Origin of the sequence: Myceligenerans pegani (assembly GCF_014892515.1) — a bacterium.
Taxonomy (GTDB): domain Bacteria; phylum Actinomycetota; class Actinomycetes; order Actinomycetales; family Cellulomonadaceae; genus Myceligenerans; species Myceligenerans pegani.
The window spans coordinates 1-21,168 of record NZ_JADBGR010000058.1 but is presented as its reverse complement, the minus strand read 5'-3'; the positions used below and the strand labels follow the sequence as shown (position 1 = coordinate 21,168).

Annotated in this window: 15 protein-coding genes; 3 read left to right on the top strand and 12 right to left on the bottom strand. The window is 72.5% G+C overall.

Annotated features, from left to right (window positions below; all coding sequences use genetic code 11):
* Positions 1 to 48: 48 nt before the first annotated feature.
* From IIE03_RS06065 to kduI, 8 genes are all read right to left on the bottom strand, one after another.
* Positions 49 to 5,814, bottom strand: a complete 5,766-nt coding sequence (locus tag IIE03_RS06065; RefSeq protein WP_192861850.1) for a LamG-like jellyroll fold domain-containing protein — start codon at positions 5,812 to 5,814, stop codon at positions 49 to 51.
* Positions 5,815 to 5,968: 154 nt separating this feature from the next.
* Positions 5,969 to 7,459 carry an aldehyde dehydrogenase family protein gene (locus IIE03_RS06060; protein WP_192861849.1) on the bottom strand — a complete coding sequence of 497 codons (1,491 nt, stop codon included), beginning with the start codon at positions 7,457 to 7,459 and terminating at the stop codon, positions 5,969 to 5,971.
* Between the two features lie 74 nt (positions 7,460 to 7,533).
* Entirely contained in the window at positions 7,534 to 8,529 is a 996-nt protein-coding gene (locus IIE03_RS06055; RefSeq protein WP_318842829.1) for an ABC transporter permease, read from the bottom strand.
* 2 nt (positions 8,530 to 8,531) lie between these two features.
* A complete protein-coding gene (locus IIE03_RS06050; protein ID WP_192861848.1) occupies positions 8,532 to 10,091 on the bottom strand; it encodes a sugar ABC transporter ATP-binding protein in 1,560 nt (519 codons plus the stop codon).
* Positions 10,088 to 11,101 (bottom strand): ABC transporter permease, encoded by a 1,014-nt coding sequence (locus IIE03_RS06045; protein WP_225997350.1) that lies wholly within the window; start codon positions 11,099 to 11,101, stop codon positions 10,088 to 10,090. Before IIE03_RS06045 ends, IIE03_RS06050 begins: the two co-directional genes overlap by 4 nt.
* A 2-nt stretch (positions 11,102 to 11,103) precedes the next feature.
* Positions 11,104 to 12,186: a sugar ABC transporter substrate-binding protein gene (locus tag IIE03_RS06040; protein ID WP_192861847.1), complete on the bottom strand. Its 1,083-nt coding sequence runs from the start codon at positions 12,184 to 12,186 to the stop codon at positions 11,104 to 11,106.
* A 60-nt stretch (positions 12,187 to 12,246) separates the two neighbouring features.
* Complete coding sequence (gene kduD / locus IIE03_RS06035; protein WP_192861846.1) at positions 12,247 to 13,038, bottom strand: 2-dehydro-3-deoxy-D-gluconate 5-dehydrogenase KduD; 792 nt, start codon at positions 13,036 to 13,038, stop codon at positions 12,247 to 12,249.
* On the bottom strand, positions 13,035 to 13,853 hold the full coding sequence (gene kduI / locus IIE03_RS06030) for a 5-dehydro-4-deoxy-D-glucuronate isomerase (RefSeq protein WP_192861845.1): 819 nt from the start codon (positions 13,851 to 13,853) through the stop codon (positions 13,035 to 13,037). Before kduI ends, kduD begins: the two co-directional genes overlap by 4 nt.
* A 190-nt stretch (positions 13,854 to 14,043) precedes the next feature.
* On the opposite strand from kduI, the gene IIE03_RS06025 reads away from it, so the two are divergent.
* Positions 14,044 to 14,835, top strand: a complete 792-nt coding sequence (locus IIE03_RS06025) for an IclR family transcriptional regulator (RefSeq protein WP_192861844.1) — start codon at positions 14,044 to 14,046, stop codon at positions 14,833 to 14,835.
* A 24-nt stretch (positions 14,836 to 14,859) separates the two neighbouring features.
* Here IIE03_RS06025 and IIE03_RS06020 read toward each other — a convergent pair whose 3' ends face one another.
* The 3 genes from IIE03_RS06020 to IIE03_RS06010 form a co-directional block, all read right to left on the bottom strand.
* Positions 14,860 to 15,966, bottom strand: coding sequence for a sugar kinase (locus tag IIE03_RS06020; protein ID WP_192861843.1), 1,107 nt, complete (start codon positions 15,964 to 15,966; stop codon positions 14,860 to 14,862).
* Between the two features lie 214 nt (positions 15,967 to 16,180).
* Positions 16,181 to 16,840: a bifunctional 4-hydroxy-2-oxoglutarate aldolase/2-dehydro-3-deoxy-phosphogluconate aldolase gene (eda, locus tag IIE03_RS06015; protein ID WP_318842828.1), complete on the bottom strand. Its 660-nt coding sequence runs from the start codon at positions 16,838 to 16,840 to the stop codon at positions 16,181 to 16,183.
* A 194-nt stretch (positions 16,841 to 17,034) separates the two neighbouring features.
* Positions 17,035 to 17,259 carry a tautomerase family protein gene (locus IIE03_RS06010; protein ID WP_192861841.1) on the bottom strand — a complete coding sequence of 75 codons (225 nt, stop codon included), beginning with the start codon at positions 17,257 to 17,259 and terminating at the stop codon, positions 17,035 to 17,037.
* Between the two features lie 198 nt (positions 17,260 to 17,457).
* Here IIE03_RS06010 and IIE03_RS06005 point away from each other — a divergent pair, with 198 nt between their 5' ends.
* Positions 17,458 to 18,765, top strand: a complete 1,308-nt coding sequence (locus IIE03_RS06005; protein WP_225997345.1) for a glycoside hydrolase family 27 protein — start codon at positions 17,458 to 17,460, stop codon at positions 18,763 to 18,765.
* 71 nt (positions 18,766 to 18,836) lie between these two features.
* Complete coding sequence (locus IIE03_RS06000; protein WP_192861840.1) at positions 18,837 to 19,496, top strand: UdgX family uracil-DNA binding protein; 660 nt, start codon at positions 18,837 to 18,839, stop codon at positions 19,494 to 19,496.
* A gap of 122 nt (positions 19,497 to 19,618) precedes the next feature.
* On the opposite strand, the gene IIE03_RS05995 is transcribed toward IIE03_RS06000, so the two are convergent.
* Complete coding sequence (locus IIE03_RS05995) at positions 19,619 to 21,055, bottom strand: alpha/beta fold hydrolase (RefSeq protein ID WP_192861839.1); 1,437 nt, start codon at positions 21,053 to 21,055, stop codon at positions 19,619 to 19,621.
* Positions 21,056 to 21,168: the final 113 nt, after the last annotated feature.

The following is a 21,168-nucleotide window of genomic DNA, read 5'->3' as shown; positions in this document are numbered from 1 at the left end:
GCCCGGAGGACCTTCTCCGGGCCCGCGCCCCGTTCCTTGCTTCCTCCGCTACCTCACTCTGATCGTCACCCGGGTCTCAGCCCGCAGTGCGAGGTCGCTGCCGAGGTAGGTGGCCGTCAGCGTGAGGTCGCGGCCACGGGGCCGGCCCACCTCGAAGCTGACCCGGCCGTCCTGGAGGGTGCCGACGACGGTCTCACCGCCCTGGATCGCGACCCGCACCTCCCCGGTCACGGGGACGTCGTGCGCCGCGGTGAGCGACACGTCGACGACCGCTCGCTTGCCCTTCCCCTTGGCCTTGGTCGCGGAGATCTCCATGGTGGGCACCACCTTCTCCACGACGACCCGCACCGTCGACGAGGACGGCCGGTGATCGGCGTCCCCACCGTAGCGGAGGGTGAGGTCGTGCACGCCGGGCAGGAGCGAGGTGGCCGGCAGCACGAGCGTGCCCCGCCCGTCGGCGATCATGGCCGTCGCGAGGGCCGTGTCGCCGTCGCGCAGCTGGACCGAACCGGTGGCCGTGTCCGGTGACACCGCCACCGAGACCGTGCCCGCCGTCCCGTACGTGATGGGGAGCGCGACCCCGGCCACCGCCGTCACCGCCGGCGACTTCACCGTGACGGTCACCGTGGCCGGCGCGGACACGTCGGTCCCGTCGTCGGCCCGGTAGGTGAAGACGTCCTTGCCGGAGAACCCGGCGTCGGAGGTGTAGGTGAAGGACCCGTCCGCCTCCAGCGTGACGCTGCCGTTGGCGGGCTGGGTGACCCCGGTCGCGGTGAGGACGTTGCCGTCGGCATCCGTGTCGTTGGCGAGCACGCCCGGCGCCGGCAGCGTCAGCGGTTCCCCGCCCACGGCCGAGTAGGCGTCGTCACGCGCCTCCGGTGCCGTGTTGTCCGGCTGGCCGTCCTCCTCCACGGTGATCGTCACCGTCGTCGGCTCCGACGTCGCGGTGCCGTCGGACGCCCGGTACGTGAACGTGTCCGTGCCCGCGAAGCCCGTGTCGGGCGTGTAGGTGAAGGACCCGTCCGCACCGAGGTCGACGTCGCCGTGGGTCGGCTGCGTGAGCCCGGTCGCCGTCAGGTCGTCGCCGTCGGCGTCGGTGTCGTTGCCGAGCACGCCCGGCGCCTCGACCGTGAGGGGTTCGCCCTCGACGGTGCCGTAGGCGTCGGCCGCCCCGACCGGAGCCGAGTTGACCGGCGTCCCGGCGTGCAGCTCGCCGACCTGCTCCGCGGTGAGCTCGTAGCCGAACATCCGGAAGTCGTCGACGAGCCCGTTCCAGCGGGCGTCCGGCCAGCTGGTCCCGCCGATGAGGTTCGCCGTCGTCTGGCCGCCCACCCCGACGTCACCGATGGTGATGGTGAAGTCGTCGCGGGTGGCCTGCAGCTCGCCGTCGAAGTAGATCTTCCCGACCGAGCCGCTCTGGGTGAACACCACGTGCGTCCACTCGTCGAGCGGCAGGTCGTTGCCCTGGCCCAGCACCAGACGCTCCTGGGCGCTGCCCGGGGTGCCGGGTGCCTTGAACGTCGCGGCGAAGCCGGTGGCGCCGCCGGCCTGGGTGTTGGACTGCAGCAGGAAGAACGTGTCCGTGCTGCTCCCGATCTGCACCAGCGGGACCCAGGTGGGCAGCGCGTCCGGGCGGGCCCAGACGGAGACGCTGAACTGGTCGTCCATCCCCGCCTCGATGTTGTCGGGCAGCTCGACCTGGTTGCCCGAGCCCGACGCCCCGCCGGGCAGGTCGAGGGCCGCGCCGAACCGCCCGTCGGTGCTCCAGCCGGCCGCGCCGGAGAGCGTCGCCGCCCCGACGGAGGTGTCCAGGCCGGTGTTGGCCGCGGTCGTGCCCTGCCCCTCGTCGAAGGAGTAGTGGATCGGCGTGCCCTCGCCGGGCGGCGGCCGCTCGACCGTGTGCTGCACGGTCTGCGCGGAGTCGCGCCATCCGTCGTCGGCGAGGAAGCGGACCTCCACGTCGTGCTCCCCCGGCGAGAGGGCGACGTCGGTGAACCGCACCGCGCCGTCGACGACGTCGGCCTGCCCGCCGACCCGCGACCCGTCGACCCACAGCTCGGCGACCCCCGAGGGCGCCGCGCCCGTGCCGGCCGAGATCTCGGCCGAGACGGTGACCGGCTCGCCGAACGGCGACGGCGCGGCGGGCTCGACGGTGACCGAGGTGGTCGTCGCGAGCGCCGTGCCCTCGGCGTACATCGCCGCGATGTCGGCGTCGCCGAGCGCCGAGGAGTAGACGCGGACGTCGTCCATGAGACCGTCGTAGGCCGGGTCCGGGAAGCCGTTGCGTCCCAGCCAGTTGTTCGACGTCGGTCCGACGTCGGCCATGTCGATCGTCAGGTCGGAGCGGGACGCGATCGGCTCGCCGTTGAGGTAGAGCGTGCCGGTCGCACCCTGCCGGGTGAACGCGACGTGGTTCCACTCGCCGGCCGTCACGTCGCGGGTCGGGGTGGCGTAGACCCGTTCCTGCAGCGCGGCGCCCTTGGCCTTGAACGTCGCCGCGAGCCCGGTGCCGCCGGGGGCGGCGTCGGTCTGCATCTGGATCTGGAAGAAGCTCCCCTCGCTCCCGAGCCCGTCCCCGAGGTGGAACAGTCCGGTCCAGCCGGTCCTCGCGTCCGGGCGCACCCAGAACGAGGTGGTGAAGTTCTCCTCGCCCTGGAGCAGGTTGTCGGGCAGGTCCACCGCGTTGTCGTTGGCACCGCCCGCGAGGTCCGCGGCGGCGCCGAACACGCCGTCGTCACTCCATCCGGTCGCGCCGGTCAGCGTGGCGGCGCCCACGGACGGGTCCGTGCCGGTGTTGGCGGCGCCCGTTCCGGAGCCCTCGTCGAACTCGTAGTGCACCGGGATGTCGGAGGCGCCGGGGTCGGAGCCGATGATCACCAGGTCGTCGATCATGACGCCCGCGCCGGAGTCCCCGGCGGCGAGGGTCAGGTCCTGCGAGCGCGCTCCGGCGACGAAGGTCCCGACGTACGTCCCGAACTCGTCCTGGGACGACAGGTCCGGGGGCGCCGTCAGGCCGGCCGACAGGTCGCCGATCGAGAGGTCGGCGGTGCCGGGCGCCGTGCCGGCGGACCGGCTGTCGCGGGCGAAGCGGAGCGAGATCCGGTACTCGCGGCCGGGGTCGAGCCCCTTGACCGTGCGGGTCAGGCTGCCGTCGCCGCCCACGCCCAGGTGGTACCCGGTGCGGCCGAGGCCGCCCTGGCTCGCCGCGGCCGCGCGGACGAGCTGGACCTCGCTGTCGACCTCCCACGGGGACATGCGGCCGTTGCCGGGCTCGACGTCCACCACCGCCGGCGGGTTGGCCGAACGCCACTCCGCCGGGATCCGCGGGTACTCGAACTGGTCCACGAGCTGCGGGGACCGGGCGTCCATCTCGACCTCCGGGTCGATCTGGACGATGTCGGCGACCGACGGCGTGCCGTCCTCGTCGAAGACGAAGAGCATGTACGCGCCGGGCGGGGCGTAGGTGCCGTCGGCCGGGGTCTCGATCGTGAGGGAGTCCCCGTCCTGGGCGAACGCCAGGTCCTGGAAGTTCTGGTCGTTGTTGAACCCGTGCGTCACCGACCCGTTGCGGATCAGCGTGACCCGCGAGACCGGTCCGTCGGCCTGCACGTCGAACGTGCCGTCGTAGCCGACCTTCTCCGGCACGCCCGTGACCTCCGGGCGCACCGCCGGCTCGTCGCCGTCGAAGAGGTAGGCCGGGGAGTAGAACTCCACGTCCGTGTAGTTGCGCGGGCCCGGCGTCCCGCCGCCGCCCAGCATCAGGCGGCCGTCGGGCAGGAGCAGCGCGGTCGAGTGGTACAGGCGGGCGTGCGCGTAGGGCACCTCCACCTCCGTCCACTCGCCGGTGTCGGGCTTCCAGATCTCGGCGTTGGTGACGTAGCCGCCGTTGCCGTTGTTGTCGCGCGAGCCGCCGGTGACGATGACGTTGCCGTCGGGCAGCACGGTGGAGGTGGCCCAGTGCCGGGCGTGCTTCATCGGCTCGGTCGCCTCGACCACCGGCGCGTCGGTGCCGCCGGTGATGTCGACCGTGAACCCGGCACGGGCGCCGTCCGGGCCCCCGCCGTTGGCCCACCAGCCGCCGCCCACCTGGAGGATCTTGCCGGGGCGGTACATGGTCGCGGTGGACGTCGCGCCGACGGGATTGCCGAGCTCGCCCTGGTCGGCGACGTCGTCGGGCAGGGTGCCCCGGAGGATGACGTCGCCGTCACCGGACGGGTCGAGCTCGTACATCTGCGTGCCGGTGATGTTGAAGACGTTGCCGTTGCCGGGCGCGACGAAGGCGCGCGGGTACCACCAGCGGTTCTCGTCGGGCCCGGTGCCGTTGCCGCCGTCGCCGTACGCCGCCTCGCTCGTGGCGCCCTCCAGCAGGCGCCAGGAGCTGCCCTCGTCGGGGGTGTAGATCTCCGGCGTCAGGACGCCGGGCCCGCCGGGTCCGCCCTCGAGGCTGCCGCCCTGCACGACGACGGAGCCGTCGGGCAGCGTGGTCCCGGTGGGGTACCAGCGCGGGTAGTTCATGGGGGCCTCGTTGCGCAGGCCCTGGTTCGTCGTGTAGCTGGTGACGCCGAGCGACGCGTCGTTGGGCGCGTTGCCGCCCAGGCCGTCGTCGCCGCCGACGGTCATCGTGGCCCGCCGGTGCGGCATCTGGACCTGCATCGAGCAGAACAGGTCGGTGTACGTCGTGTTCGCGACGACGTTGTCCGCGACGTTGTCGGTCGTCCGTTCCTCGGCGGGGTCCCAGATGTCGATCTCCATCTGCCCGCCCTGGGTGACGCACGAGTTGCCGCCGAAGTCGTAGGGCGTGTTGTCGGTGCAGCCCGAGGAGACGCTGCCGAACGACTGGACCTTGCCGTCGGACGTCAGCGCCGCGTTGATCGGGACCAGCGGCCACGGGGTGACCCCGCTCCACTCGCCCTGCTCGGCCTTGTCCGGCGGCGAGCAGTCGGCGGGCAGGAGGCCCGCGGAGTAGGCCAGGCCGTTCTTCATCTGCGTGCGGATCGGGGCCTCGGAGTAGGCCGACCCCGCGTGTCCCATCCCGGTGTACCAGGACCGGCCGGAGTCGATCTCCTGGCACCAGGTGATCGGGTGGCTGCTGCCGTTCTCGCCCATCCCGTAGGAGGTCTCGTCGGCCTCCAGCAGGGTGCGGACGTTCGGCGCCGGGTTGACCACCCAGTCGTACCACTCGTCGCTGCGGGTGAACTCGGCCGGCAGTCCCTGCGTCAGCGGGTGCGAGGCGTCCTTGACCACCACCCGGCCCGGGCGGATGGCGGGGTCCTCGGGATGCCCTTCGGACACCGCGCCGACGAGGCGGGCGTAGAACGGGTTGACGTCGTGCTCGCTCTGCCCGACCGACCAGCCGGCGTAGTGCAGGCCCATGTAGCCGCCGCCACCGCGGATGTAGGCCTCGAGCGCGGCCCGCTGTTCGACGTCGAACAGCACGCCTCCGGTCTGGGCGAAGACCACCGCGTCCTTGGTCGCCAGGTTCTGGGTGGTGAACGCGGCCGCGTCGTCGGTCTCCTCGATGTCGACCGGCTGGGAGTACTCCGCGCCCAGGTCGGTGGCGAGGTCGCGCACGGCCTGGCGGGCCTCGACGTGGGAGGCGTGGAAGTTGGGCTTGTAGAACAGGAGGATCCGCAGCTCGCCGTCGTCGACGGAGCCGACGGCGGCCTGCGCGGGTGCGGACGCCGGCGCGGCCTGCGCGATGCCTCCGAGGGGCACGGCCACGGCGAGGGCCGTCAGAACGGCCGCCAGGCGCGTGGGCCCCCGGCGGGTGCGGCGCGTGGCGCGCCGCTGGTCAGGTCTGCGCAACAGGTTCATCGTTGATCCCTCTTCGCATGGTGTTCGGGTCGCATGGTGTCGATGGACATGGGGGCCCGGACGGCCGGCCCCGCGCGGGGCCGGCCGGAGCCGGTGCCGGGTAGGTCAGGTTGGTTCCGTGTCAGCGTTCGTGGTCAGCGCTCGTGGCGCGTGCTCACCGCAGCTCCGCGATGACGGTCTTCAGTTCGGTGTAGTCGTCCAGGCCGAACGCGCCGAGCTCACGGCCCCAGCCGGACTGCTTGTAGCCGCCCCGCGGGAGGGTGACGTCGTCCGCGTGCCAGGTGTTGAGCCACACCGTGCCGGCCCGGAGCCTGCTGCCGACCCGGTGCGCCGTGCCGAGGTCCCGCGACCAGACGCCGGCGGCGAGGCCGTAGACCGTGTTGTTGGCGGCCGCGACGACCTCGTCCTCCGAGTCGAACGGGACGGCCGTGATGACGGGCCCGAAGATCTCGTCGGTCTGCACGGCCATCTGCTCGGTGACGTCGGTGATGAGGGTCGGCGAGAAGAAGTAGCCGCGGTCGGCGGCCGGGTCGGGGCTCCCGGCGGCGAGCGTGGCGCCGTCGGCCACCGCGCCGCGGACGTAGCCCATGACCTTCTCGTGCTGCTCCTGGGAGACCAGCGGCCCCATCGTGGTCGCCGGGTCGAAGGCGTCGCCGACCCTGATGGCCCGCGCCGCCGCGGCGACGCCGTCGACCACCTGGTCGAACACCTCACGCTGGACGTACAGGCGCGAGCCGTTGACGCAGCACTGGCCCTCGTTGAAGTAGCCGGCGAGCGCCGCACCGGCGATCGCGGCGTCGAGGTCGGCGTCGGCGAAGACGATGTTGGGCGCCTTGCCGCCGAGCTCGAGCGACACCTTCTTGAGGTTCTTCGAGGCGCCGGCGGCGATCTTCCTGCCGACCTCCGTGCTGCCGGTGAAGGCGACCTTGTCGACGCCCGCGTGGTCGACGAGGGCGGCTCCCGCGTCCCCGTACCCGGGCAGGACGTTGACGACGCCGGCCGGGAGGCCGGCCTCGAGCAGCAGCTCGCCGAGCCGGAGCGCGGTGAGCGGGGTCTGCTCGGCCGGCTTGAGCACGATGGTGTTGCCCGCCGTGATGGACGGGACGATCTTGAAGCAGGCCATCGTGAGGGGGAAGTTCCACGGCACGATGCCGGCGACGACGCCGATGGGCTCGCGGCGGGTGTAGGCGTGGAAGTCGCGGCCGGGCACCGACATCGGGATGGTCGTGCCCTCGATCTTGGTGGCCCAGCCGGCGAAGTACCGGAAGAGCTCGGCGGCGACGCCGACGTCGCCCCGGGCGGACGTGAGGCTCTTGCCGTTGTCTAGGGACTCGAGCTGCGCGAACTCCTCGGCGTGCTCCTCGATCAGGTCGCCGACGCGCCACAGGAGGTGCGATCGGTCCCGCGGGGTCATCCGCGACCAGGGGGATCCGTCCTCGAAGGCGGTGCGGGCGGCCGCGACCGCGCGGTCGGCGTCGACCGCGGACGCCTGGGAGACCTGGACGAGTTCCTCCTCGGTCGCCGGATTCACCGTGGCGAAGGTCTTGCCGTCCTTGGCGTCCACCCACTCGCCGTCGATCAGCAGCTGCCTGGGCGAGGAGAGGAACGAGGAGACGGCGGGCAGAAGGTGGGAGGTTTCGGACATGAGGAGCCTTCCGTGGTATGGGGTTGTCGGTCGATGGCGGGGCCGGGGTGGCCGGCGGCGACGTGGCGCGGCGGCTACTTGATGATCTGCACCTTCGATCGGTCGAGGGTGAGCGCGACGGCGGCGACGATGATCGCGCCGTAGAGGATCTGCTCGTAGGCCGACGGGACGCCGACGATCGGCAGCCCGACGCGGAGCAGGGTCACGACGAGCGCCCCGGCGAGGCTGCGCCACAGCGAGCCGTGGCCACCGGTGATGGCGGTGCCGCCCACCACGATGGCCGCCACGGCGGGCAGGAGCAGGTTGTCGGCCATGGTGGGGCTGCCGCTGAAGTTCCGGGAGACGAGCATGATCGCGGCCAGGCCCGCGCAGGCGCCGGAGACCGTGAAGGCGGCGACCTTGACGACGTCGACGGGCGCCCCCGCGAGCCGGGCCGCCGATTCGGAGTACCCGGTGGCGCGGATCCAGCTCTCGAGCGGTGTGGACCGCAGGACGAGGGAGACGACCACCACGACGAGCAGCGCGACGACGAAGGCCATCGGCACGACGCCGCCGACGTAGAGCGTGAGCCAGTGGGTGACGTCCCGGTCGACCACGCGGATCGGGCCGGCGTCGGAGATCACGAGGGCGATCGCGGAGAAGATGCTCAGCCCGCCGAGGGTGACGATGAACGACGGGATGCGCAGCAGCACGTGCGCGACGCCCTGTGCCGCCCCGATCGCGGCGGTGGCCGCGACGACCGCGACGGTGGTGAGGCCGCCGAGGTCGGGCAGCCACAGCGCGAAGAAGACCGTCGCCAGCGAGCAGAGCGCGGCGATCGACAGGTCGATGCCGCCGCACAGCACCACCAGGGTGGCGCCGGCCGCGAGCACGACGAGCGGTGCGGAGGTGCGGGCCGCGGCCGTGAGGCTGTTGAGGGTCAGGAAGCCGGGGTCGGCGACGGTCAGGGCCGCCAGCAGCACGACGAGCGCGATGACCGGCATGAACGACGTCAGACGGCGGCCCGCGACGGCGCGGCCGGTGACGGGCGGCCCGGCGACGGCGGGCTCGGTGACGGCAGGTGTCGACACGGTCAGACCATCTCCTTGACGAGGTCGAGCGGGGTCGGCTTGCCGTCGGCGGGGGCGGCGACCTCCGTGGTCGCGCGGCCGTCGCTCATCACGACGATCCGGTCGGACATGCCGATCGCCTCCTCGAGGCTGTCGGCCAGCAGCACCATGGCCACGCCCTGGCCGGCGAGCTCGCGCAGGAGCCGGTACACCTCCGAACGCGCCCCGACGTCCAGGCCGCGGGTCGGGTGGTCGAGCAGCAGGAGCCGCACGTCGCCGGCCACGAGCCAGCGGGCGAGTACCACCTTCTGCTGGTTGCCGCCGGACAGCCGCTGGATCGCGGTGCCGCGGTCGGGAGTGCGGATCGAGAGTCTCTCGATCCACCGGTCCACCAGCTTCGCCTGCTTCCGCGGGCGCACGACCGGGCCCGTGCAGCGGGATCCCTGCTTGGTGAGCGTCATGTTGTCCGCGACCGACATCGGGCCCACCATGCCTTCGGTCTTGCGCTCGGCCGGGACGTACCCGATGCCGGCCGCGCACGCCGCGCGGGTGCCGGACAGGTCGAGCCGCGCGCCGTCGAGGACGACCTCGCCGGCCGTGGTGGGCTCGGCGCCGAAGAGCGCCCGGCACACGTCCTCGCGGCCGGAGCCGTGGACGCCGACGATGCCGACGATCTCCCCGGCGTGCACGTCGAGGTCGACGTCCCGGAAGGTCCTGCCGGACAGGCCGCGCACGACGAGGCGGGGCCGGGGCTCGTCCGGCCGCTCGGCGGCCGCGCCGTGGTAGTGGTCGTCGGACCCGGTCGACCCGATCATCATCCGGTGCAGCTCGGCCGGGGCCGCGTCCGCGGCCGGCACCTCGCCCACCGACCGGCCGCCCCGCAGGACGGCGACCCGGTCGCAGACGTCGAGCACCTCGTCGAGCCGGTGCGAGACGAAGACGACGGACGCGAACTCGCGCAGCCGGCGCACCTGGGTGAAGAGCGTCTCGATCTCCTTCGACTCCAGCACCGAGGTGGGCTCGTCGAGGATGATCACCGGCGGGTGGGAGGTGCGCTCCTCGATGCGGAGCACCTTGGCGATCTCGACCATCTGCCGGTCGGCGAAGGAGAGGGAGTCGGTGCGGGCGAGCGGGTCGATGTGCGACCCGATCTTGTCGAGCTGTTCCTGCGCGAGCCGGCGCATCGTGTTCCAGCGGTAGATGCCGTGCCGCACACCCGGCCCCTCGCTGCCGAGCACGATGTTCTCGGCCGCGGTGAGGTTGGGCACGAGCGACTGCTCCTGGAACACCATGCCGATCCCGTGGTCGGCGGCGTCGGCGATGCTGCCCAGCCGGACCTTCTCGCCCCGCACCCAGATCTCGCCGGCATCCGGCCGGACCAGCCCGACCAAGGCCTTGAGGAGGGTGGACTTGCCGGCGCCGTTCTCGCCGGCCAGCCCCAGGACCTCGTTCCGGCGCACGACCAGGTCGACGCCGTCGAGCGCCTTGACGCCCGGGTAGTGCTTGACCAGGCCGCGCACCTCGAGGGCGGGCGCGGTCGCCGGCACCCGCTGCCCGGGCGGGCGTGTGAGGTTCGTGGTCACTTCGTCACCTGGTTCCTACGACGTTGTGGAATGACCGCGGCCGCGACGGCCGCGACGACGATGAGGCCCTGGACGCCACCCTGCCAGTACGGGCTCACCCCGACCTGGACGAGGCCGTTGGTCAGCACCGTCACGAGCAGGACACCGACCGCGGAGTGGAGGATCCCGCCGCGGCCGCCGATGAGCAGCGTGCCACCGACGACAGCGGCCGCGATGGCGGAGAAGTCGTAGCCCCTGCCCGCCTGGACGAGCCCGGCGCCGAGCTGGCTGGTGACCATCACGCCGGCCAGGCCGTAGAACGCGCCGGCCATCGTGAAGACCGCCACCTTGTAGGGCGCGACCCGCACGCCGGAGAGCGCCAGCACCTCCTCCGCACCGCCGATCGCGAAGGCGTACCGGCCCAGGCGCGAGTAGCGCTGCACCAGCCAGCCGACGAGCACGCAGGCGAAGGCGATCCAGGTCAGGTGGGCCAGGCCGAGGAATCTCTCGACCGCCAGGCCCGCCAGCATCCGGTCGGACACGTTGGGCTGCACGCCCGCGAACATGAGGGTCGCCACGCCGAGGCCCACGGCGGAGATCCCGAGGGTGGTCATGAAGGACGGCACCTTCAGCGTGACCAGGGCGAGCCCGCTGAGGCAGCCGAGCCCGGCGCCGAGCAGGACGGCGAGGACGACGCCGAGGAGCCCGTAGTCGTTGTCGTTGCGGTTGTTGGCGACCAGGAGAGCGACCGCGATCGCGGACGCGCCCATGATCCCGGGGGCGGACAGGTCGATCGACCCCATCATGAGCACGAAGGTGATGCCGCACGTCACGACCGTGAGTACCGCGGCGGCGTCCAGCACGTTCTGCACGTTGGAGAGCGTCCGGAACCCGGGGCTGAGCGCCGCGAAGATCCCGAAGACGACGACCAGGGCGACCGGCGGGCCCGCGTCCCGGAGCGACACCCCCCGCCGAGGCCGGGGGCGCCGCGCGTGCACGACCTCGAGGTCGGCGTCGGCGGGGGATGTCATGGTCACGACATCGCGCCCTGTGAACGGCTGAACAGGTTGTCGCAGGCGAAGTCGGACTCGGTGATCTCCGGGGAGACGAAGTCGGCGACGTTGTCCTGGTCGATGAGGAACTGCTCCGCGAACCAGGCGCGGTCCTCGTCGGCGATGTCCTCGACGGCGAGCTCGCCGGTGGCCACGCAGTAGCCGATGGCCAGGCCGATACCGCCCTGCCAGGGACCGTCGCTCGAGACGGTGGCCGTCATGGTGCCTTCCTCGATCGCCGTGAGCGCGTCGGGCACGGCGTCGATGCCGACCACGGCCACGTCCGTGCGACCGGCCTGCTCCAGCGCCTCCAGCGCACCGAGCGCCATGTCGTCGTTGGCGGCCCAGATGCCCTCGATGTCCTCGCCGTGCTTGGTGAGGAGCGTCTTGGTCACCTCCAGCGCCTCCGCGCGGGAGAAGTTGGCGGTCTGGTCGTCGAGCAGCTCGACCTCCGGGTTGGCGGCCAGCGACTCCTCGAAGCCCGCGAACCGGTCCTTGGCCGCTCCGGTGTCCAGCACGCCCTGCAGGGCGATCACGCCGCCCGAGCCGCCGATCGCCTCGGCCAGCGCGTCCCCGATCTGCCGGCCCGACTCCACGCCGTCGTAGGTGATGTGCGACAGCCAGTGGTCGTAGTCGGTGACGTTCAGGTCGGCCGGCTTGTTCCACTGGGTGACGAGGTAGGCGCCCGCCTCCTCGGCACCCTCGACGATGGGCGGGGTGTCGGAGTCGCCGTTCGGCAGGACGTTCATGACCAGGCACTCGGTGTCGCCGGCGAGCAGCTGGCTGATCTGCTCCTGCTGGCGCGTCGAGTCGCCGTCGTAGGTGAGCCGCTGCTGGGTGAGGCCGACCTGCTCGGCGAACGTGTCGCCGCCGTCCAGCCAGGCCGCCTCGTAGGGGTTGGACTCGTTGCGCACCTGGCCCACCAGGGTGATGTCCGCCGGGTCGCACGCCCCGGCCGCGGCGGCGGGACCGCCCCCGCCGACCTCCTCGGTGCAGCCCGTGAGGGTGGCGGCGGCCAGGGTGACCCCGATGGCGGCTGCCGTGTGTCGAGAGGTGAACTTCATTGTCGATCCTCGATTTCTTTCGGTGCCGGTACTCCGGCGGCGGTACTGGGTGGAGCGGGTTCAGCGGGCCAGCCAGCCGCCGTCGACGGCCAGGACGTGTCCGTTGACGTAGTCGGCGGCCGAGGAACTGAGGAACACGGCCGCGCCGGCGACGTCCTCGGGCGTGCCCCAGCGTCCGGCCGGGATACGGTCCAGGATGGCGCGTGCGCGGTCCGCGTCCTCACGGAGCGCGGTGGTGTTGTCGGTGACCATGTAGCCCGGTGCGATGGCGTTGACCTGGACGCCGTGCGGTCCCCACTCGTTGGCCAGCGCCTTGGTCAGGCCGGCGACGCCGTGCTTGGTGGCGGCGTACGACGCGACCCGCAGGCCGCCCTGGAAGGACAGCAGGCTGGCGACGCTGACGATCTTGCCGTGGCCGCGCTCGACCATCGGGTGGCCGAGCCGCTGGGTGAGGAAGAAGAGTCCGGTGAGGTTGACGTCGAGCACCCGCTGCCAGGAGTCCCGGCCGACGGCGACGGAGTCCTCGCGGTCGATGATCCCGGCGTTGTTGACCACGACGTCGATCCGGCGTGAGTCGTTCAGGTCCGCGCTGACCCGCTCGACCGCGTCGAGGTCGCTCACGTCGAGGTCGACGACATCGGCCTTGACGCCGAGTGCGGTGATCCGGTCGCGGGTCTCGTCCTGGTGACCCGGCCGGCCGAGCAGGACGACGTCGGCACCCGCCCGGGCGAGGCCGAGGGCGATCGCCCGGCCGAGGCCGCGCCCCGCGCCCGTCACCGCCGCGCACCTGCCGGTCAGGTCGAAGGGTGAGCGTGCCGCGGCGGACGGCCGCGCTGCCGGGCCGGTCGTCACAGTTCCTCCAGGGCCACGGGGCTGAGGTCGGTGTAGGCGTTGTTCTCGCCCGCCATCGCCCAGATGAAGGCGTACGACCCGGTGCCGGCACCGGAGTGGATGGACCACGGCGGGGAGATCACGGCCTCGCGGTTCCGGAGCACGAGGTGGCGGGTCGCGCCGGGGCGGCCCAGGAAGTGGAAGACGCGGTCGTCCTCGGCGAGGTCGACGTAGCAGTAGACCTCGGTGCGGCGGTCGTGCAGGTGCGGCGGGAAGGTGTTCCAGACCGATCCGCGGGCCACGACGGTCACCCCGAACTGGAGGACGGAGGTCCGCAGGTCCTGCCCCCACGCGTAGCGGAAGAGGTTGCGCTCGTTGGCCGCCTCGGCCGAGCCCAGGGCGACCGGCTCCACCTCGCTGTGGCTGAGCGCCTGGGCCGGGTAGGTCGCGTGAGCCGGGGCGGACACGAAGTAGAAGGCGGCCTCGGCGCCGCCGAAGGACACCTCGCTCCCTCGGCCGGCGTACAGCCCGTCGAGGTGCTCCAGCTCGAACTTCTCCCCGTCGACGACGACGTGCCCGGCGGACCCGACGTTGATGACGCCGAGCTCGCGGCGGTCGAGGTGGTTCTCGGTCCCGAGCACCTCGGTCCAGGCCGGCAGGCCGACCTCGTCGGCGCCGGGCACGGCCCCGCCGATCACCATCCGGTCGTCGTGGGTGTACGTGCCCCGGACCTCACCGCTCACGAAGAGATCCCGGACCAGGAAGTTCTCCCGCAGGTCCGCAGTGGTGGCCGTCTCCGCGCTGGACGGAGGTATCGAGTATCGAACCTGGATCATGTAGTCACCCTCGGTCTGTGAACTGCGTTCGTCTATGTGAACTGCTCCGACCATAGACGTGATCCCACTCACTGGTCAAGGGGTCGAAGTCTGTCCATGTATGCGAACTCGGAGGTATTCTTGGTTCACCCCCGGGACGAGCCCGGGCGCTCGCGGCAGGACAGAGCGGTAGGACCAGAGGAGAGCGTTCATGCAGCTTCAGAGGGAGACGTCCGGCTCCACCGACGCCGGGCCGGTCAAGTCGGCGGCCCGCGCGCTGGACCTGCTGGACGACATCGCGGCCAACGGGCCCGGGACCCAGCTGCAGTTGTCGACGCGCCTCAACATTCCCAAGAGCAGCCTGCACGCGCTGCTGCGGACGATGACCGACCGCGGCTGGCTGCAGACCGACCCCACCGGCAGCGTCTATCAGCTCGGCATCCACTCGCTCGTCGTGAGCTCGGCCTACCTGGACGGCGATCCCGTGCTCGCCCGGGCCACGGCCGTGCTCGACGAGGTGGCCGCCGCCACGCAGGAGACCGTCCACCTCGGGCGCCTCGACGGTGCGGACGTCATCTACACCGCCAAGCGCGAGTCGGTGCACCCGCTGCGCATGCACTCCGCCGTCGGCCGCCGGCTGCCGGCGTACGCCACCTCGCTGGGGCGCGCCCTGCTCGCCGAGTTGCCGGTCGAGTCCCGCCGCGCGCTGGTGCCCGAGTCGATCTCCGCGATCACGCCGCACACGACCACCGACAAGGAGGCCGTGCTCGAGATCATCGACCGCGCGGCCTACCAGGGCTACGCCACCGAGAGCGAGGAGTCGTGCCTCGGCGTGCGCTGCTTCGGCGTGGCGCTCCGCTTCAGCCATCAGTCCGTGGACGCCATGAGCGTCGCGGTGCCGATCAGCCGGCTCGGCGACGGGCGCGAGGATCTCATCATCGAGACGCTGCTCAGCGTGAAGGCGAAGCTGGCGGCGGTGCAGGGCCACAGCCTGGTCCGCTGAGCCCGCGCCGCCGTGGGGCTGTGGTCAGCGGTCGACGCGGGCGCTGCCGCCGCCGGCCAGCTTGGCGACCTCGGCCAGGGTGGCCGTGGTCGTGTCGCCCGGGGTCGTCATCGCCAGGGCACCGTGCGCGGCGCCGTACTGGACCGCTTCCGCCAGCGAGTCGAGCTCCATGAGCCCGTAGGCCAGCCCGGAGGCGAACGAGTCACCCCCACCGACACGGTCCAGGATCTCCAGGCCGGGCCGGTGGGTCGCCTCGGCGAACCCCTCCGCGCGCGACCACGCGATCGCACCCCAGTCATTCACCGTCGCGGTCTGCACCCCGCGCAGCGTGGTCGCGATCACCTGGAAGTTGCCGTACTCGCCCGAGACCCGTTCGATCATGGCCCGGAACGCGCCCGTGTCCAGATCCCTCAGATCCTCGGACACGCCCTCCACCTCGAACCCCAGCGAGGCCGTGAAGTCCTCCTCGTTACCGATCATCACATCCACATGCCGCGCCAGCCGCCGGTTGACCTCCCGCGCCCGCTCCACCCCACCGATCCCCTTCCACAACGAGGGCCGGTAGTTCAGGTCGTAGGACACGACCGTGCCGTGCTTGCGCGCAGCCGCCATCGCCACCTCCGCGACCTCAGCGGTCGACTCGGACAGGGCAGCGAAGATCCCGCCCGTGTGCAGCCACCGCGCCCCGCCCGAGAAGAGTGCCTCCCAGTCCACGTCCTCGGGCCGCATCTGCGACGCCGCAGTGTGGCCCCGGTCACTCACCCCCAGCGCCCCGCGCACCCCGAACCCCCGCTCGGTGAAGTTCAACCCGTTACGCACCTGCCGGCCGATCCCGTCGAAGTCACACCACTGCACCCAGGACGTGTCCAGGCCGCCGGCCAGCATCAGGTCCTCCACCAGACGGCCGACGTCGTTGTTCGCCAACGCCGTCACGATCGCACCCCGCAACCCGAAACACCGCCGCAAACCCCGCGCCACGTTGTACTCACCCCCGCCCTCCCACACATCGAACCGGCGCGCGTTACGCACCCGCCGCTCACCCGGATCCAGACGCAACATCACCTCCCCCAGCGCGACGACGTCATACCGACACTCGGCAGCGGGGCGGACGGACAGGGAGGGATTGGTCATAGTCAGACTCCTTCGAGAAGACCAGCCGCGGGCGACGCGGCCTCAGATTGCGAGATACAGCGGGATGCACGGCGGGTGGAGGCGGCCCGGAATCACCGCGGGACACATCCCCGAGCGGCAGCGCGCGGCAACCGGAGGCCTCCACGCGCCCGGATCCGACCGCGTCCCGATGCCCGGCAGGAACAGCGCAGGACAGGGCCACGAGAACGCGCGCTCAACCACGCGGCCCAGCGCCAGTGGCGATCGCCACGGCCTGGGCGGTGCGGCGGGTGATCTCGGCGAAGTCGCCCGCGACGACCAGCTCCTTGTCCACCATCCACGACCCGCCCACCGCCAGCACCGACGACAGGGCGAGATAGTCGGGCAGGTTGGCGGCGGTGACGCCGCCGGTCGGCACGAACGTGACCTGCCCGAACGGCGCGGACAGCGCCTTGATCGCACCCGGCCCGCCGACCACACCGGCCGGGAACAGCTTGACCGTCGTGACCCCGAGCTCGAGCGCCGCCATGATGTCCGACGCCGTCGCCACACCCGGCAGGATCGGCACACCCGCCTCCCGCGCCGCCCGCACCACCGACTCGCTCAGCCCCGGGGACACCAGGAAGGAGGCGCCGGCCGCCACGGCCTCGTCGACCTGGCGCGGGTTCACCACCGTGCCCGCGCCGACCAGCATGCCAGGATGGTCGGCGGTGATCGCCTCGATCGCGTCCCGCGCACCAGACGTGCGGAAGGTGACCTCGGCGACGGGGAGGCCGCCGCCCTCCAGCGCCTCCGCGACGCCGAGGCCCTGCTCGGCGTCGTCGACCACGACCACGGGAACCACCCGTGCACGGCCCAGACGTTCCAGAACGGACCCTGACCCGACTGCTTCCACCGGTTCCACTGACCCAGCCGCCTTCCCGCGCCCAGCCGACCCCGTCGATTCCCCCGGCCCAGTCGATCCCGCCGATTCCGCCGAACCCGGCGCCCCGACCGATCCCCCAGGCGCGACCGATCCCCCGGGCGACGACGACTCCCCTGACACCGTGACGCTCCGGACTCCGTCGTCGACACGCATGAGGCAGCCGCTCAGTCGTCGGCCAGCGAGGCCACCACGCCGGCGCGGCTCTGGTCCTCGCTGGCGAGCACGCCGCCGTTCGCGACGATGTCGGGAGTGATCTCGGTGAAGACCATGCGGACGTCCTGGCGCCGGGCTCCCAGGATCTCGACGGCGTTGTCGGCCACGGCCTTGGCGAACTCGCGACGCTGCTCGAGGGTACGGCCACGCAGCAGCTCGACGGTGATGTTGGGCATGTCTTCCCTCCGGAGGCGGCCGCACCACGCAGGTTCACGAATGCGACCTTGGTTCGTTGACATGAACGACCATATCGCCTGTCGTGCCGGACGTCTACCGATTCGGCCGCTCGCGAGGACGGCACCGGCCGTTCGGCCGCGACCGCGTTCGACCGGACACCGGAACCCTGCGATCCCGCGGTCTGGGAGACTCCAACGATGAACAACCGCACCTTCCGCCCACCGATGGGCTGGAACAGCTGGGACTGCTACGGCACCACGGTCACCGAGGACGAGGTCCTCGCCAACGCCCGGTTCATGGCCGAGCACCTGCTCCCGCACGGCTGGGACACGGTGGTGGTGGACATCGACTGGTCCGATCCGACCGCCCGCTCCCACGGCTACAACGCGGACGCGCCGCTCCGGATGGACGACCACGGCCGCCTCGTCCCGGACCCGGGCCGCTTCCCGTCGTCGGCGGACGGCGCCGGCTTCCGCCCGCTCGCGGATCAGGTCCACGCCCTCGGCCTCAAGTTCGGCATCCACACGATGCGCGGCATCCCGCGCCGCGCCGTCGCGCAGCGCACCCCGGTCATGGGCACCGAGGTCACGGCCGACGCCGTCGCCGACGACACCAACGTCTGCGAGTGGAACCCGGACATGCTCGGCCTCGACCACAACCACCCCGGCGCGCAGGCGTACTACGACTCCACCCTCGCCCTGTACGCCGCCTGGGGCGTCGACTTCATCAAGGCCGACGACATGCTCTGGCCCTACCAGGCCGACGACGTCGCCGCGTACGCCCGCGCCATCGAGCGCACCGGACGGCCCATCGCGCTCTCCCTCTCCCCCGGACGCGATCTGTCGCTTGCCCGCCTCGACCACCTGCGCCGGCACGCCACCATGTGGCGCATCTGCGACGACCTCTGGGACCGCTGGGAGGACGTCGAGGCCAACTTCGCGCGGTTCGCCCGCTGGGCGCCGCACGCCGGACCGGACGGCTGGCCCGACGGTGACATGCTGCCGCTCGGCCGCATCGGCCTCCGCGCCGAACGCGGCGAGCCCCGCGACGACCGCCTCACCCGGCCCGAGCGCATCTCCCTCCTGACGCTCTGGGTGATGGCCCGCTCGCCGCTCATGGTGGGCGGCGACCTGCCGTCGTCGGACCCGGACACGATCGCGCTCCTGACCAACGCCGACGTCCTCGACGTCCACGCCCGCTCGCGCGGAAACCGGGAGCTGTTCCGCGAGGGCCCGCTCGTCCTGTGGGGCGCGGAGGGCGACGACGGCGTGCGCTGGGCGGCGGTCTTCACTCTCGGCGACGAGCCGCTGGCCGCCGTGCTCGACGCCGGGGACCTGGACTTCCCGGCGGGCGGCGTCGTCCACGAGCTGTGGAGCGGCGACCGGGTCCCGCTCGAGCCCGTGACGACCCAGTCCGACGCCGCCCGCGGCGTCGCCCCGGGCAGCGCGGCGCTCCGGATCGACCTCCCACCCCACGGCGCCGCCCTGCTCCGCCACACCCCTTGAGGCGGCCCCGGGACCAGCCCCCGCGGGCGAGTGGGGCAGCCTTTGGCGATGCTGGGCGTGGGAGGTGAGCTGTGGCACGCACCACGCCCGAGCGCCCCGGGGCCCAGGAGTGGGTCCCCGAAGGGGCCGACGTCGACGCGCTCGGCGAGGCCGCGCACCGCTGTCGCGGCTGCGAGTTGTGGGCGCCGGCCACGCAGGTCGTGTTCTCCTCCGGGCCCGACGACGCCGACGTCGTGCTCGTCGGCGAGCAGCCGGGCGACCGCGAGGACAAGGAGGGCGAGCCGTTCGTCGGCCCCGCCGGGCGCGTGCTCGCCGACGCCCTCGCCGCCGCCGGCCTCGACCCGGAGCGCGTGTACGTCACGAACGCCGTCAAGCACTTCCGCTTCACCGAGCGGGGCAAGCGCCGGCTGCACAAGACGCCCGACGTCGCGCACATCCGGGCGTGCCTGCCGTGGCTCGAGGCCGAGGTCGCGGCCGTCGGGCCGCGCGTCGTCGTCGCGATGGGTTCGACGGCGGCCCGCGCGGTCCTGGGCCGGACCGTCCGGATCGGCGAGCTGCGCGGCAAGGTGCTCGACCCGCCCGGCGACGCGGGCGCGGCGCACGACGCCGGCGCCGTCGTCGTGACCACGCACCCGTCCGCGCTGCTGCGGCTCCGCGACCGCCGAGCCGAGTGGGACGAGGCGTTCGCCGCCCTCGTCGCCGACCTCCGCGCCGCCGACGCCGCGCGCTGAGATCGCGCACGGCGTCGGTACCCGGTGGCGCCGTCCCGGACGATCCCGGTGCGACGGGCGCGGTGCCCGTCGCACCGAGCCGTCAGGACGCCGGCGCATCGATGCTCCCGAGGTGAACCGCGTCAGTACGTCGCGCGGGGCGCACGCGGCGGGACGTACCGGGTGAACTCGGCCTCGGCGTCGACGAAGATCGTGTCGAAGTTCTCGTCCCACGTCGCGACGACGTGGGTCTCCGGCGGCAGTGCGGCGGCCGCCCTGCCCGTGGCGCGCGGGTTGAGCGGCGGCCAGACACCGGTCCGCACGCGGTGCTCGAGCGCCTGGACGGCGACGATCTCCTCGGCCGCGGTCACGGTCGGGTGCCCGCCGCGCGCGGCCCACAGGTTGCGGATGTCCCCGCACTCGGCACGGACGTGGTCGGCGTAGGACCGGACGTCGGCCGCCGGGGCCCCGCCGTCGCCGGTGGTGTGCACCGTGAGGATCGGGACGTCGAGATCGCCCGGGGAGGTGTGCGCGGCCATCCGTGCCCGCGCCGCGGGGTCGGCGTCGTACCGCGTTCCGGCCTGCAGGGCGTCGAGGTCCGCCCGGAGCTGGTCCTTGCCGAGGCCCGCGGCCTCGTACGCCGCCTTCACGGTCCCGCGCTCCACGGACCGGCGGAACAGTTCGTGGTAGTCGACGCCGACGTTCGTCGACGGGTTCCCGCCGAACGTCTCGGCGACGTGCGCCCGGTCCGCGGGCCCGTGCCCGTTGAGGTAGGCGTTCACGACCCACTCGCTGAGCGCGTGGGCGGCCTCAGCCGGGTCGTCCGGGCGCGGGCTCGCGAAGTCGAACCAGGCGGGGACCTGGACCAGCGATCCCGCGAGGGCCATGCGGGCGTTCGCCTCCGGGTCGCCCAGCGCCGCGTACGCGGCGTTGACCAGTGCCGTCTGCGATGCCTCCGGGTCGGCCGGGTCCACGATCTCGACGGGGTTGCCGTTCTCGTCCACGAGGTCGTCGAACAGGAGGGTCATCGCGGCGTACTGCACGTCGAGCGCGGCGTCCCAGCCGCCGACCGGGTCGAACCCGGCGGACGTCCCGAGCACGCCGTCGACGCGCGGATCCTGGTCCGCGTGCAGGGTCGCGATGGCTCCGCCGAAGGACTGCCCGTTCGCGAGGGTCGTGTCCGGCTCGCCGATCTCGTCGGCGAACCAGTCCAGGACGTTCTCCTGGTGGTCGACGGCGTCGGGCAGCGTGTAGCCGAAGCCGTCACCGCCGAACATCGAGCCGGCGAGCGCGTAGCCCTGGCCCGTCAGCCATTCCTCGGTGCGGGGGTTGTTGGCGAGCTGGTCGGAGATCTCGAACCCGAGCTGCTCGAACTGCGGGGGGAAGTAGCCGTGCGCGAACAGCACGAGGGTGCCGTTCCAGTCGTCGGGGACGACGGCGCGGTAGTCGGCACCCTCGATCGTCCCGGTGTACTCGGTGACCTCGCCGGGCACCGGTTCCGAGGCGGCGGCCGGCAGGGCGGCCGCCGTCACGGTCAGGGCGACGGCCGATACCAGGGCCGCCGGTCGTACCTGCTTCATGGGGAAACGCTCCTCGATGAGCGGCGCGTCCGATACGCGCCTCGTGCACGGTCCGACGATCCGGCAACGCCCAACTCATCGCTGCGTGCCCGCACGACCATGTCGTCGTGCTC